The organism is Collinsella sp. UBA1693 (assembly GCF_002320115.1).
In the GTDB taxonomy this organism is placed as follows: domain Bacteria; phylum Actinomycetota; class Coriobacteriia; order Coriobacteriales; family Coriobacteriaceae; genus Collinsella; species Collinsella tanakaei.
The window spans coordinates 138,128-152,951 of sequence record NZ_DCJT01000010.1 but is presented as its reverse complement, the minus strand read 5'-3'; the positions used below and the strand labels follow the sequence as shown (position 1 = coordinate 152,951).

General features: G+C 58.9%; 13 protein-coding genes, 1 tRNA gene and 1 rRNA gene. 1 reads left to right on the top strand and 14 read right to left on the bottom strand.

Annotation, left to right across the window (positions count from 1 at the left end; all coding sequences use genetic code 11):
• Positions 1–13: 13 nt before the first annotated feature.
• From tsaD to B3H65_RS04965, 14 genes are all read right to left on the bottom strand, one after another.
• Positions 14–2,407 (bottom strand): tRNA (adenosine(37)-N6)-threonylcarbamoyltransferase complex transferase subunit TsaD, encoded by a 2,394-nt coding sequence (tsaD, locus tag B3H65_RS05030; RefSeq protein WP_286684382.1) that lies wholly within the window; start codon positions 2,405–2,407, stop codon positions 14–16.
• Between the two features lie 38 nt (positions 2,408–2,445).
• A complete protein-coding gene (gene tsaE, locus B3H65_RS05025) occupies positions 2,446–2,943 on the bottom strand; it encodes a tRNA (adenosine(37)-N6)-threonylcarbamoyltransferase complex ATPase subunit type 1 TsaE (protein ID WP_286684381.1) in 498 nt (165 codons plus the stop codon).
• Between the two features lie 5 nt (positions 2,944–2,948).
• Entirely contained in the window at positions 2,949–3,605 is a 657-nt protein-coding gene (locus B3H65_RS05020) for a uracil-DNA glycosylase (protein ID WP_286684380.1), read from the bottom strand.
• A gap of 8 nt (positions 3,606–3,613) precedes the next feature.
• Positions 3,614–4,765 (bottom strand): alanine racemase, encoded by a 1,152-nt coding sequence (gene alr, locus B3H65_RS05015; protein ID WP_286684379.1) that lies wholly within the window; start codon positions 4,763–4,765, stop codon positions 3,614–3,616.
• Positions 4,766–4,767: 2 nt separating this feature from the next.
• Positions 4,768–6,390, bottom strand: coding sequence for an NAD(P)H-hydrate dehydratase (locus B3H65_RS05010; protein WP_286684378.1), 1,623 nt, complete (start codon positions 6,388–6,390; stop codon positions 4,768–4,770).
• Between the two features lie 10 nt (positions 6,391–6,400).
• Positions 6,401–6,931, bottom strand: a complete 531-nt coding sequence (acpS, locus tag B3H65_RS05005) for a holo-ACP synthase (RefSeq protein WP_083821754.1) — start codon at positions 6,929–6,931, stop codon at positions 6,401–6,403.
• 173 nt (positions 6,932–7,104) lie between these two features.
• Positions 7,105–7,220: ribosomal RNA gene (rrf, locus tag B3H65_RS05000) — 5S ribosomal RNA — on the bottom strand.
• Between the two features lie 209 nt (positions 7,221–7,429).
• A complete protein-coding gene (gene rplT, locus B3H65_RS04995) occupies positions 7,430–7,789 on the bottom strand; it encodes a 50S ribosomal protein L20 (protein WP_286684377.1) in 360 nt (119 codons plus the stop codon).
• 51 nt (positions 7,790–7,840) lie between these two features.
• Entirely contained in the window at positions 7,841–8,038 is a 198-nt protein-coding gene (gene rpmI / locus B3H65_RS04990) for a 50S ribosomal protein L35 (protein ID WP_117678630.1), read from the bottom strand.
• Positions 8,039–8,078: 40 nt separating this feature from the next.
• Positions 8,079–8,681 (bottom strand): translation initiation factor IF-3, encoded by a 603-nt coding sequence (gene infC, locus B3H65_RS04985; protein ID WP_270481267.1) that lies wholly within the window; start codon positions 8,679–8,681, stop codon positions 8,079–8,081.
• Positions 8,682–8,919: 238 nt separating this feature from the next.
• Positions 8,920–9,005 (bottom strand) — tRNA-Leu (locus B3H65_RS04980).
• A gap of 36 nt (positions 9,006–9,041) precedes the next feature.
• Entirely contained in the window at positions 9,042–10,466 is a 1,425-nt protein-coding gene (locus tag B3H65_RS04975; protein ID WP_286684376.1) for a transglutaminase-like domain-containing protein, read from the bottom strand.
• 205 nt (positions 10,467–10,671) lie between these two features.
• Positions 10,672–11,538, bottom strand: a complete 867-nt coding sequence (gene fba, locus B3H65_RS04970) for a class II fructose-1,6-bisphosphate aldolase (RefSeq protein ID WP_117678634.1) — start codon at positions 11,536–11,538, stop codon at positions 10,672–10,674.
• Positions 11,539–11,689: 151 nt separating this feature from the next.
• The gene (locus B3H65_RS04965) at positions 11,690–12,430 is read right to left on the bottom strand and encodes an MBL fold metallo-hydrolase (protein WP_270481264.1); all 741 of its coding nucleotides are present in this window, start codon (positions 12,428–12,430) and stop codon (positions 11,690–11,692) included.
• Between the two features lie 205 nt (positions 12,431–12,635).
• Here B3H65_RS04965 and B3H65_RS04960 point away from each other — a divergent pair, with 205 nt between their 5' ends.
• On the top strand, positions 12,636–14,786 hold the full coding sequence (locus B3H65_RS04960) for a Tex family protein (RefSeq protein ID WP_286684375.1): 2,151 nt from the start codon (positions 12,636–12,638) through the stop codon (positions 14,784–14,786).
• Positions 14,787–14,824 lie beyond the last annotated feature (38 nt).

The following is a 14,824-nucleotide window of genomic DNA, read 5'->3' as shown; positions in this document are numbered from 1 at the left end:
TATCGCAGCGACTCTACAGCGTCATGTTTGGATCGGCATCTATATCAAAACCGGCATAATCGCCTTCGCGGTATTTACGTCGAGCGACCTCGGCGATCATGGCGGCGTTGTCCGTGCACGCATGCTGCGGGGGAAGCGTCACGCGGACGCCCCTGCGGCTCAATTTGCGGACAAGGAGCTCGCGCAGATGCGGATTGGCCGCCACGCCTCCGCCAAGGCAGTATTCCTTGGCACCCGTCTGCTTGAGCGCATCCCAAGCCTTCTTGAACTGAACGTCGAACACGGCCGCTTCAAAGGACGCCGCGAGGTCGGGAAGATGGATGGTACGGCCCGCTGCGGCCTCCTGCTCGATATAGGTAACCACCGCGGTCTTAAGGCCCGACAACGAGAACCGGTAATCATGGCTATGCATCATGGCGCGGGGGAAATCAATCGCCTTGGGATCGCCGTCCTCGGCCAAACGCGAAATGATGGGACCGCCCGGATACCCCAGCCCCAACGCCTTGGCGACCTTGTCGAAGGCCTCGCCCACGGCATCGTCCAGCGTCTCGCCCAGTACCTCGTAATCGCCCCACGCGCGGACATGCACCAACATGGTATGGCCGCCAGAAACCAGCGTAAAGATAAACGGCGGCTCCAGGTCGGGTGTTGTCAGCAGGTTGGCGTACAGATGGCCTTCCAGATGGTTGACGGCGATAAGCGGCTTGCCCGCGGCGAATGCGAAGCCCTTTGCAAAGGCAACGCCCACAACCAGCGCACCAACCAAACCGGGACCCTGCGTAACACCAACGGCGGCGAGCTCGCTGGGGGCAACAGGATCTGCCAGTCCCAAAGAAGCAGCAGCTTCCTCGAGCGCGGCATCGACCACGCCCACGATCACCTCGACGTGCTTGCGCGAGGCGATCTCCGGCACAACGCCGCCAAAGCGCGCATGGAAGTCAATCTGCGTTGACACCTGGTTGGCGAGCATCCTGCCCGCCGCATCGATAATGGCAACCGCGGTCTCATCGCACGAGCTCTCGATAGCCATAACCAAAGAGCTCTCTTCCAAAAGTCTGCGCTCGGCGTCGCTTCGCCGCGGCTCAGGCAGGGGCCACGGACGAGAAGCGGCAGCAGTCGGCTCCGGAGACGTAGCGTCCACCGGCAATACCAGCGGCAACGTCGCGGTCATGATGCACGCATCCGCGCCAGTCCCATAGTAGCCGCGACGCACTCCGCTGCGGGAAAAGCCCAACGACTCGTACAGTGCGATCGCCGTGCCGTTATTCGCTTCGACCTCAAGTGATGCGGTAGTGCAGCCAAGCATCTGGGCATCATAGCTCACATGGGAGAGCAGCTTGCGCGCGATGCCCTGACGGCGGCGATCCGGCGCCACCGCGACATCTAGGATCTCTACGTCGGTATCGATCGCCATGCCCCCCGCGATACCCACCAACTCGCCATTGTCATGCGCAACCCACCAGGAACGGGGCGCCGCGGCATCCGACGCCAGCTCGGACATAAATTGTTGCGGAGACCAGGGCGTGTGGCTCGCGTCGGCAAAACACGTCGCTTCGAGCTCGGCGGCGGCTTCTGCGTCCGCGGGCCCCATGGGACGGAACTGCAGGTGTCTTCCGGCAAGCTCGTCCGCAACGCCCGTGACCTCGCTCTTCGCGCTCTGGGCTAGACCAAGACGCTTGCGCTCGTTCTCCTCTGCATCGGACAAGCGGGTATATACGGGCAAAACCTGCGCAGGGTCGCCGCTCTGATCATGCAGCATAACCCTGGAGCTGGCGGCGGCAAGCAGCAAACCCTCTCCAGAGGGCCACCAAAGCTCGCGATCGAGAACGCGCTCCATCAGGCCGGCCTCTTCAAACAGCTTGGCATAGCGCACCAAGCCGTCTCCCGTGATCTGCAGCTCGTCGCAGTCCGGACGCGAAGACCACTCTTCAACGGCGACGGCGGCCTTGACAACGCGCTCGCGCTCAAACAGGCGGTGCGGCCCGTCCTCATCAACGCTATAGAGCGCGGGGTACACCTCGCCGCGCATGGCGTCCGCTGCCACGCCAAGTAAACCGCGAACGCCAGCGCGCCACGCGGTCCATGCAGAAGCATCAAGCGTGGACACCCCGTACAGGGGCACGCCCGCGCCACGGGCAAGTCCCTTTGCCGTAGAGATGCCAATGCGCACGCCGGTAAACGACCCCGGACCACGCCCCACCAACACAGCACCCACTTTATCCATAGACGCACCGGCATCTTGAAGAGCTGCGTCGACCGCATTCACCAACTCCACATTGGCGTGACGGCGGCACATGTGGTCCTGGTGAGACAGAAGTTCAACGCCGCCGCCGTCCAGGGTCGCCGTCCACTCTGCGCACGCGCAGGCAAGCATATCCGTCGAGGTATCAAGTGCAACTACTAACATGGTTTCAAACCGTTTCCTGTTCCTATGGCGCCGCAACCCTAGGCAACGCCTTTCATCGCGGCGTCAATTTGCGCCGCAAGCTCCTCTGCCCGCTTCCCAAACGGCTCAAGGCGAATAGAACGCCGGTGCTCCCCTTGACGTTCGATCACCACGGACAGGTATTCATCACACAGCTCATCTTGGAACTGTTCGCCCCACTCGAGCAGACACGCGCCTTCGTAGCCAAGCACGTCAAAGATGCCCGTATCCTCAAGTTCGTAGGCATGCTCCAAACGATACAGGTCAAAGTGAAAAAGCGGAATCCTGCCGCCGTCATGCACCGCCATCAGTGCAAACGTTGGACTGGTCACGGGATGGGCGTCACCCAGGCCGCGTGATACGCCCTTGGTGAAATGAGTCTTGCCCACACCAAGCCCGCCGGTGAGAATGAGAACATCGCCCTCGTTCAGAAAAGCCGCGACCAGTTCTCCAAAGCGCTCGGTATCCTCGACCGACTCGCTCTGATAGCGGCACCCGGCCTCTCGCGTTAATGACATAGCCGCTACTCCTTAAGCCTGGGCAACGCGTCTGAATGAACCACGGCATCCCGCTGCTCATCCTGTGGGTGACGAGCGAGATAATCGCCCAGCATTCTAAAGTCCGCCTCCAGCAACTCCTGCCAAGCCGGGTTGCGCAGGGCCGCCGCAGGATGGAGCGTGGGCATTACCACAAAATGACCCATCTGATGGAACCTGCCGCGAAGCTTGGTAATGCCTATCTCCGTCTTCAGCACAAAATGCGTTGCAGGATTACCTAGCGTAACGATGATGTCCGGCCAGATGCTGCGAATCTGCTCGCGCAGAAACGGGGAACAGGCCAGCACTTCGTCGGGCTTGGGATTGCGATTTGCCGGCGGACGGCACTTAAGAACGTTGGCGATATAGATATCCTCTCGCGCAAGACCAGCTAGAGAGAGGATACCGTTAAGATTCTCCCCCGCCCTGCCCACAAAGGGCTCACCCTGCAGGTCTTCGTTCTTACCCGGAGCCTCTCCCACAAACATGACGCGCGCTTGAGGGTTCCCCACTCCAAAGACAATGTTGTTACGCGTCTCGCACAGAGGACACAGGCGACAATCGCCCAGCACCGCGCGAATCTCGTCCAAAGACACCTCGCGGGGGGCCTGATTGTCATGCCCGGGAATATGCATTACGCCCATGGGGCCTCCTAGATATAAACCTTCTCGAGCCGCATGCCAAACCCGCAGGCAACCTCATAGTTGATGGTGCCGCGCAAGCGAGCCATCTCGTCCATGGAAATTACCGCATCGCCGTCTTTGCCAACGATGGTAATCAGGTCGCCCACCTCCGCCTCGGGCATTTGCCGTGCCGGCGTCTGCTGGATTGCGACCATACATTGGTCCATGCAGATATTGCCCACCTGGCGAATCCGTTGTCCACGATAGAGAACATCCATCTTGTTGGACAGTGTACGGGACAAGCCGTCTGCATATCCAACGGGAATAGTGCACACCTGAACACGGGTGCGCGGAACGCGGAATGTAAAACCGTATCCCACTCCCTCGCCCATCGCCGGATGAATAGTGCGCGTCACACGGGCGCGGACGCTCATAACGGGTTCAAGCGGCATGATCGGGGCGCTCTTTTCGCAGGGCTGCAGTCCGTACAAGCCAATTCCCGCTCTGATCATGTCGAACTGCATCGAATGATCCAGCATGGAAGCCGGGGTATTGCTGCAATGTACAATGCCGCACTCAAAACCCGCATCCTTCATTGCAGCGACGGCTTCGCTAAAGCGCGTGCACTGCAGTCGATAATCCCAGCCATCGGGATCGTCTGCTGTGGCAAAGTGTGTAAACACGCCATCGCACTCGATACCGCGATGGAAGTCGATCTCGCGCCTAAACTCGAGCACGTCGGTAAAGTGCACGCCAATCCTATTCATGCCGGTTTCGATAGCCATGTGGTACTTGCCCACGCACCCCATCTCCACAGCGCGCTCGCCATAGGCGAGGGCGAATTCGGACGAGTAGACCGACGGCATGATTTGATATTCAAGCAAGGTATCGCAGGCGTCGATTGGCGGCTCGTTAAGAACCAGAATGGGAGACTTGATTCCGCCCTCGCGCAGCTGAACACCCTCGGAAACCGTGGCGACCGCGAACATGTCCGCACCGGTAGCATGCATGATCTTAGCGCACTGCACGGCGCCGTGACCGTACGCATCGGCCTTGACCACACAGCATAAACGCTTGCCATATCCAAGAAGGTTCTTAAATGCTCGCGTATTGCGGCGAAGCGCCCCCTGGTCAATCTCTACCCATGCCCAACGAGTTGCGGGCTCTTTGCTACTAGGCATCGCTATTCTCCTTTGGAAGCTGCAGCACCCAGCCCCGTAAGGGCATGCATCGCCTCGTCCTCTACCAATTGCAAAGCCTGACCAATGACATCGATGAGGTCGGTTGCTATCACGCTGCGCTCGCCCATCTCAGCCGCCGCCGCAAACCCCGTATAAGAGTGAACGGTCACGGCGTAGGCGCCAAACTCCGGCCATGCATCAGACCGAGCATGCGCCGTTGCAACTATGCCGGCAATAATGCCGCTTAGCACATCTCCAGAACCGGCGGTAGCAAGCGATGTGGGCCCAGCCGTGGGGATCAGCACCTTATCTACACCAACCACAGCAGTTGTGGGCCCCTTGGCAATAACAAGCATGTTATCCGAACCGCAAGCCCATAAAATGCGCTGAGAAGCCTCAATTGCGCTGCGGAGGTCATGAACAGGGTCTCCCGCAACGAGACGAGAAAGCTCGCGATGATGCGGCGTCAAAATCAGCGCACCGTTGCGGCGAAGCAGTTCAGGAGTTTTATCGATGCCGTCAATAGAGCCACGACCCAGGCAGTTCAACGCATCGGCGTCGAGAATTAGGGGCACATCGCTCTCCAAAAGGCCGCTGACCACTTGCATGCAACCCGATGCCGTCGTCATACCAGGACCGCACAGAACAACATCGTATTTTGGAGCGATTTCACAGATGACGGAACGAGCAGCCGCCCCAAATGAACCACGGGAATCAGAGGGAATGGCGACAACCGGAATAGAGGGCAGCGCCAGACGAATGAGGTTGGCACAGGAATCCGGAGCTGCAACGGTAACGTATCCGGCGCCCGCGCGGGCTGCAGACTTGGCAGCCATCATAGCAGCTCCAGGGTACATCGCGGAACCCGCGACAACTAGCACCGATCCGCGAGAGTACTTGTCGATGTTGCCGGGCAGAGGCTCAATAAAATCAGCCAGGTCAACGGGGTCGACAAACTCTGCCGCATGGTCTACCTCGCCAATAACCTCGTCAAGGTTGTCGTACAGCTCTCCGCAGACAAGCTCGCCCGCAAACTCTGGACCATCGCCACTATAAAGACCAATTTTGGGCGCGAGCATGGTCGCAGTCAAATCAGCGCGCACGCACGCTTCAGCGCGCTCTCCGCTCTCAGAATCAAGACCAGAAGGCACGTCGACCGAAATCACCGAGGCGCCAATCTCATTGAGAGCGGAAATCCAAATATTGAACGGGGGGCGAAGCTCTCCATGGAATCCCGTACCAAGAATGGCGTCAATAACAAGGTCAGATTGCTCAATAAGCTCAACAAGTTCATCACGCGAAGGCCCGACATGAACAGCGACGTCACGTCCAGCAGTTCGACGAGCAACATGACGAGCCAGCGCACTTGGAATTTCATCGGGATCGACGGGGGTTACAACATGGACGTCGGAACCCTTTTGACTAAGAATGTCGGCGGCGACCCACCCATCACCACCGTTATTGCCAAATCCGCAAAGAACCAGAACGCTCTTAGGGGAACGAGCCTCGGCAAGGCTCGCAACAAACTCTCCGGCAAGCTCCATGAGCTCCGCTTTTGAAGTGCCCTCTTTTTCGATAAGGTCCTCGAGTCGACGAACCTCTTCAGTACTCAAAACCGGCTTCATCTCAATTCTCCTATTCCGTGATTTGAGATTCTCCAGATATAGATACAAGCTCAGCATCCTGAACACGCTCAAGTTCCTCTAGAACGCTTTTAGCCTCTCTAAACGAGCGTGCAATACGGGCCTTTTCCGACTCCCTATCGGGCTTTTGCTTAGGTCGAGCATCTTCGGTAATTGTCATAGCATTTGCAACGGCTACATCATTGGTGAATGAGAGTGAGATGGCGACTTCAACAATTCCAAGATCCTGAGCAATCTCAAGAGCTCGACCATTAAGAACAGCAACGGGCTTTCCAGAAGCGTCACGAGAAACAGAGACGTCTCGTCTGCCAATTCCAGAGCTAAATCCTGTGCCAAGAGCCTTTAAGACAGCTTCTCGAGCAGCAAATCGGCAGGCATAATGAGCAGCTGGGCGATTCGAAGACTCGCAGTACGCCCGCTCTTCATCAGTAAAAACACGAGTAGCAAAAGAGGGGGTCCTCTTAAGAATGGACTCCATACGAGCAATCTCAACAATATCAACGCCAATACCAGCGCGAGCCATAAACACACCTCCCAGCCATAACACATATCCGCAATATTGTAACGGCTTAAGAGGAATGATGAGGCGACATGGAGCCGATAGCAGACGCTCAGCAGAGACATACTGAATAGACAAGCAAAAAAAGCGGGGCCCCGAGGGCCCCGCTCCGCACCGACGTGAAAGTGCCGTCCACCGGTCAGCGGCGCCCTGCTCTCCCACGGGCTTCCCCCGCAGTACCATCGGCGCTCGGCGGCTTAGCTTCCGGGTTCGGAATGGGTCCGGGCGTGCCCCGCCCGCCATGGCCGCTGACCGGTGGGCGGCGCTCCGCCCACTTCAACTTTGCTTAAACGTTTATACATGCAGACCTTATTCCAATGCAAGAGATATTTGCAAACAGCAAGAGCTCATCAAATGATAAACAGAAGCCATTCAATACCTCAAAGAGCATGGGGCACGACCTTGCTTTTTAATAAGAAAGGGACGAACCGAAGTCCGTCCCCTGAAAATCCGTGGAGTGGATTAAGCCTCGAGAGCCTTCTTGGCGATGGAAGCCAGCTCGTTGAAGGACTCGATGTCCTCGTAAGCCATCTGAGCGAGGACCTTGCGGTCGAGATCGATGCCAGCAAGCTTCAGGCCATGCATGAACTGAGAGTAGGAGATGTCGTTCATGCGGGCAGCAGCGTTAATACGGGTGATCCAGAGGCTGCGGATCTCACGCTTCTTGTTGCGACGATCGCGGTACTGGTACTGGAGGGAGTGCTGCACCTGCTCCTTGGCGTACTTATAAGAACGGGACGCCTGACCGTAATAACCCTTAGCGCGGTTGAGGACTGTACGGCGCTTCTTCTTGGCGTTCACAGCGCGCTTGACACGTGCCATATCTAATCAACTCCTAATTGGTGAGTTCGAGGTAACGGGATGAAATAAGGCTTAGTTGCCAGCCAGGCGTGCGGTAACGACCTTCTTGTCGGCGGCAGCAAGCTCGCCCTCCTGGCGGAAGTTACGCTTACGCTTGGTGGACTTCTTGGTCAGGATGTGGCTCTTGAAAGCCTTGCAGCGCATGATCTTGCCCGTGCCGGTGCGGCGGAAACGCTTCTTGGTGCCGCTGTGGGACTTCATCTTAGGCATGAAATTCTCCTTCTCGGTTACTACTACACAATAAGTGTGGCTATTGGTTAGCCTCGGCCTCGCTGGCCTCGTTATCAAAGGCGCCCTTAATGGGTGCGAGGAGCATGAGCATGTTACGGCCTTCAAGCTTGGGCGCCGATTCGACCGTAGCGTACTGTTTCAGGTCCTCGGAAAGACGCTCGAGTACATTGAGTCCCTGCTCCGGATGGGCCATTTCACGGCCGCGGAACATGATGGTGACCTTAACGCGTGCGCCCTTCTTCAGGAAACGAAGGACGTGACCCTTCTTGGTCTCGTAATCGCCCACATCGATCTTGGGTCGGAACTTCATTTCCTTGACCTCGACCTTGGACTGGTTCTTACGAGCCTGCTTGGCCTTCATGGCCTGCTGGTACTTGAACTTGCCGTAATCCATGACCCTACACACCGGGGGATTCGCGTTGGGCGCAATCTCCACCAGGTCAAGCCCCTGTTCATCGGCGACGCGCTGCGCATCGCGGATGCCGAAGAGACCGAGCTGAGATCCATCTACGCCGATCAGACGGCAGGTGGTTCCGGTGATCTCGTCATTGATGCGGGTGTCATCAGACTTAGCTATGTCCTTACCTCCTTCTTGAATAGAACAAAAATAACCCGGTGCCATAGAGCATCCGGGCTACACAAGAATCGAGTGATACATAGCTGTACCTTCGAAGTTCATAATTGTAGGACCAGACAGCTACTCAGTGGCGCCGAAAGGTGGGGACTTATCATCCCGCTTGGCTACTGCAAACACAGTGTAATAGCGATAGTAGCACACAAAATAATAACTTCACGCTATCAACACGAAGTTATCCTCTTACATGCTAAAGGGGAGACAAGCTCCCCTTCCTAATATCACATGGTGCCCGAGGTGAGATTCGAACTCACACGCTGTCGCCAGCGGAGGATTTTGAGTCCCCTGCGTCTGCCGTTCCGCCACTCGGGCGCGGTGAACTTGCTTATAGTATCACAGGCTCGGCCGCTATGCCTCGATCATCTCAATAAGTTCTACTTCACGAAGCATCTCCACTTCATCGCATCCCCTGCCATCGACCGTCGCCTCCCCCATCTGGTTATCAAACGGATCCCAGCGAACGCCGTCGGACGGCGGCTCGAACTCGGCTTGGAACTCAGAGTTTGAAACCATTCTCCACGGATCAAGATTGCCAGAGTGGTGCAGCCGCCTTCTTTCGTCCCCAGACCGTCGAGAAGACGACCCAAACGAAACATCCGCCCACAACCAACCGTACTCTTCCGTGTAAAACATCGCCCAATCATGCGGGCCTATATAATCACAGGCAACGTACAACCCGCTCTGCCACCGTGCGGGAATCCCCGCGATTCGGCACATGGTAATAAAAGTAAGCGCCATTACGCCGCAGTCTCCCCGTAACGATTTGGCACAGTTATCGGCGATGGCATCAAGCTGAGCGTAGTCAGGCTGATAGCGGTAATCAACATGACCGGTAAGATAGTCGTATATCCTCCTTGCACGGTCTATCGGACGGTCGACCCCTTGAACAAGCCCGTTCGTAAGCGCCTTAAGATATGGCGTGAAGCGAGCATGCGGCCTGATCTCCGCCAAATCGCACGCACGCGGGCGAGGGGCATCCACCACATGACCGCCAGCCGCCGGTGCCGTCGTATCCACATATGGAGCATCGATGCGATAACGATACACAACCTCAAATGACTCTTTGGACGAAGACTCCCAGTACACCGTTCGGGCGGGCGCATCCTCGCGAGCGGCTATTCCGCCCTCCGTCATGGAGAGAATCTCGATATGGGACTGTTGGGGAGCGCGGGCGGGTATGGGCAGCCAGGCGCGCACGACCTCTCCAGTCCGCCTTCCCGGGACCGATATCTTCGCTCGAACGGTAATCGATCTACTGGAGCCTCCCGTCTCCCTCATCTCCATAAGCATCGCGTCGCGAGCCTCGGTATTTGTGGGAGGGTCAGGCAAAAGGCCCGGCACCTCACCGGGATAAACGCGAAGCGAATCGAGAAAGTTCGCCAGGAAGCGAACCTCACCATCGATGAACCTATAATCAATGCGCTTGCGCTCAACAAGATCATCGAGCCGCCGCTCGTCAAAATCGGGCCACTCCGCCCTAATAAGCTCGATGGCACGAGCGCGACTGATACAGAACTGGCGGGCAAGCCGTCCCATTCGATGGCGTTCTGCGCGCAAGCACGCCGCAAGCTCGGGTTCGAGATCAGCACCGAGCATGTCCGAGCAGGCCGCACGAGCCGCTTCGAGGGCCCCGCGCTGCTTCAGCCGCTCGATCTCCTGCGGAAGTCCGATATCGAGAAACCGGTAATCGCCATTCTCAACCACATCAAAGCTGCCGACCGGCCCTTCGCGACGCAGCTCGCCGACATCGGGTAACACCGTCTTGATAGCCATGGCCCCTCCCGTAAATAATCTTATTCGATACAAGCGCCTCGACCCTTGAGAGCCAGACAATTCCAAATACCGTAGCAGACCGATCGCCATGATTCTGCGAGGGCTCGGCGAGGCGGCGGCAGCCCCGGGTTAAACGAAAAGCCGCCGCTCCAAAAGAGAGCGACGGCTTAGCATCATGCTTTAAAGCAGGCCTGCAACCAGGCGATTAAGCCTTGTTGACGGAACCGAACTCCTCCATGAGCTCCTTGGCGCGAGCGACGATGTTGTCGCGGCCGCCCTTGAGGAGCTTGCGGGGGTCGAAGCCCTTGCCCTGGAGGTCCTTGCCGGCCTCGATGTAGTCGCGAACGCCCTTGGCGAAGACGAGCTGCAGGTCGGTGTTGACGTTGATCTTGGAAACGCCCAGGGAGATGGCCTTCTTGATCTGGTCCTCGGGAATGCCGGTACCACCGTGCAGGACGAGCGGGAGATCGCCGACCTCGGCCTTGATCTCGCTCAGGCGCTCAAAGGAAAGGCCTGCCCAGTCGGCGGGGTACACGCCGTGGATGTTGCCGATGCCGCAAGCCAGGAAGTCGACGCCAAGGTCGGCAATCTGCTTGCACTCAGCGGGATCAGCGAGCTCGCCGTTGGAGGCAACGCCGTCCTCGACGCCGCCGATACCGCCGACCTCGGCCTCGATGGAGATGCCCTTGGAATGGGCGAGCTCCACGAGCTCCTTGGTGCGGTCGAGGTTGATCTGGAAGGTCTCCTCATGAGAACCATCGTACATAATAGAGGTGAAACCAGCCTCGATGCACTTGAAGCAGTCCTCGTACGAACCGTGATCAAGGTGCAGGGCGACGGGAACGGTCACACCGGTTGCCTCGACGGCGGCCTTCACCATGTCGGCGCAGACCTTGAAGCCGCCCATCCACTTAGCAGCACCAGCGGTGCACTGAAGAATCAGCGGGGACTTCGCCTCCTCGGCGGCCTGGAGAACGGCGAGCGTCCACTCGAGGTTGTTGGTGTTGAAGGCGCCCAGCGCGTAGTGACCGGCCTCGGCCTTCTTGAGCATCTCTGCTGCGTTAACGAGCATACAAGACCTCCCAATATCAGGATTGCTCATAATTACGCTCATAGAATACCACTTGAATGCGTAAGTTTTACTATTGTTTACCAACCTACATTTACCAACCTGTAAGACCGAGCGAGCGCAAGCGGTCCTATCGAGCGATGCGCACCCCCCCCTATCGCATCTTGTCCAAAGGCTCCCCCTCTATCTGAGCGAGGCCGCGGCGCATGAACATATTGCTCTTGCACTCCTCGCCAATGGTGGTGGTTCCACCATGTCCTATCAGGCAAAGCGTGTCCGCAGGCAACGCCGCTGCCAACTTACCCAGCGATCGTATTATCTGGGCGCCGTCGCCGCCCTCCAAATCCACGCGGCCATGGCCGCCCGGGAAAAGCGTGTCGCCCACAAACGCCACGTTGCCCGTTTCCGTCGCGGCGAATAGCACAATACCGCCCGGCGTATGCCCCGGCGTCTCCACCACCTGCAAGTGCGCACCCCCAAATTCCACCACGTCGCCCTCCGACAACAGCCTGGTGGGCTCGCCGGGATCTTCGGTGTCGATGCCCCACATCTGGCGCATGCCCTTGATGGCGCCGGGCATAAAGGCCGCATCGTCCTTAGATATAAGAAACGGGACATCGCCCAGCACGCGGCGCATGCCGGCAACGCCGCCTACGTGGTCACCATGACCATGCGTGCAGACCAAAGCCCTTACCTTCACGCTCGGATGGTTTTGGACGAATTCACGCGCCAGCTTCTCCCCCTCCCATGCGGGGTCGATCACCACCGCCTCGTCCTTAGAACACACAATGTAGGTATTGGTCTCAACAGGACCGTTGATGATGCACTCGATATGAATCGCGCCATTGGGCACGGTATCCAACATCGGAAGGAAGGCAGGGCCCGCGTTGCTCATGGGATTTTCCTTTCACTCGTCTACACAACAACCAAAGCGCCGGCGCCGAGACCGATTAGGCGCGCCGCCCTTATCTTGCTCGCATAGTTATACCCTGCGATGCGCTCTCAAGAGCCGGGCTTGTTATGTCCGCGCCCACAAGTACAATACCGAAGGCGCATCCAGCCCATGAGAGCCGGGTGAAACCCGTACAGATCGGAGGCACATGCTCAAGATAGAAGACGTTCTCGCCAAGGAGCTCGGCGTAAAGCCCTCGCAGGTCGAAGCCGTTATCAAACTGATCGATGAAGGCAATACCATTCCCTTTATCGCCCGCTACCGCAAGGAGGCAACGGGAGGCCTGGACGATGCCCAGCTGCGCGAACTCGATGCCCGCCTCACCTACCTGCGCACCCTTGAGGCGCGCAAGGCAGAGGTGCTCGCCAGCATCGACGAGCAGGGCAAGCTGACCGAGGAGCTGCGCGACGCCATCGAGGGCGCCACCATGATGCAGCGCGTCGAGGATCTCTACAAGCCCTTTAAGAAGAAGCGCGCCACCAGAGCCTCCAAGGCACGCGCCGCGGGCCTGGAACCCCTGGCAAATATGATCATGCTGCAGGCGACCACCTCTGGCGACCCGCTTGCCATCGCCGCGGAGTACGTCAACGCAGAAGGCGGCTACGCCACCGCAGAGGCGGCGCTCGCGGGCGCGCAGGATATAGTCGCCGAGGTAATCGCCGACGACGCGGAGAACACCGACGCCCTGCGCGCGTTCACCAACAACACCGGAGCCATTGGCGTTGAGGCCGTGGATGCGGACGAAAAGACCGTGTACGAGGCCTACTACGACTTTTCCGAACCCGTAAGCAAGATTCCCAACCACCGCATCCTCGCCATCAACCGCGGCGAGACGGAGGGCAAGCTGCGCGTACGCGTGCGCGTTGACCAGCAGCAGGCGATCGATTTGCTGGGAAGCCGCATCGCGCGCCGCGGCGGCATCTTTGCCCAGGCCTTGGACGCCGCCATCACCGACGGCTACAAGCGCTTGATGGCACCCTCGCTTGAGCGTGAGGTCCGCGCCGCCCTCACGGAGCGCGCCGAGACGGACGCCATCGCGGTCTTCGCCAAGAACACGGAGGCGCTGCTGTCGCAACGCCCGGTTCGCGGCGCCCGCATCATCGCCCTGGACCCCGGTTACCGCACGGGCTGCAAGGTGGCGGTTTTGGACGAGTTTGGCAAGCTGCTGGACTACGCCACCGTCTACCCCACCCCGCCGCGCAGCGATGTGGCGGGAACCAAGCGCAAACTGGGCGAGCTCGCGCGCCGCTACAACATCAACACCATCGTGATCGGTAACGGCACGGCGAGCCGCGAGACCGAGGAGGTGGTCTCCGCCTTCATTAACGAGTCCGACCTCGACCTGCGCTACACCATAGTCAACGAGGCCGGAGCGTCGGTCTACTCCGCCTCCAAACTTGCCAGCGAGGAATATCCCGATCTAGACGTCACCACCCGCGGCGCGATGAGCCTGGGACGCCGCCTGCAAGACCCGCTCGCCGAGCTGGTCAAGATCCCGCCCCAATCCATCGGCGTGGGCCAATACCAGCACGACCTCAACCAAGTCGAGCTCGGCCGCGCGCTGGGAGGCGTGGTAGAACGCGTCGTCAACCAGGTCGGCGTCGACCTCAACACCGCCAGCGCCAGCTTGCTGGGCTATGTTTCGGGCATCACCCCCACCATCGCGAAGAACATTGTCGCCTACCGCGAGGAGATGGGCGCCTTCACAGATCGCCGCCAGCTCAAGAAGGTTCCCAAGCTTGGGCCCAAGGCGTTTCTCAACTGCGCCGGCTTCCTGCGCATCTCCGGCGGCACCAACCCGTTGGACGCCACCAGCGTTCACCCCGAGAGCTATGCGGTGGCGACCGCCCTGCTCGAACGAACCGGTGTTGAGCCCTCTGCCCTCGCCCGCGGCGGGGTTGCGGACATGGCTCGCCGCGTGGGCAACATAGGCGAGGTAGCCCGCGAGCTGGACTGTGGAGTTCCCACCCTGCGCGACATTGTCTCCGAGCTGGAGAAGCCCGGCCGCGACCCCCGAGACGACGCGCCCGAAGTTGTTTTCAGTCGCTCGGTCACCAACTTCGATGACCTTAAAGTGGGCATGGAGCTCACCGGCACGGTGCGCAACGTGGTCGACTTCGGCGCCTTTGTGGACATTGGCGTCAAGCAGGACGGCCTGGTCCACATCTCCAAGATGGCCAACCGCTTTGTGAAGCACCCCAGCGACATCGTCAGCGTGGGCGATACCGTCACCGTTTGGATCTGCGGCATCGATAAGGACCGCGGCAAGATCTCGCTCACCATGGTCGAAGGCAAATAAGCTGCACCTCGCGTTCCCCGCGGGCAAAAGAAACATAC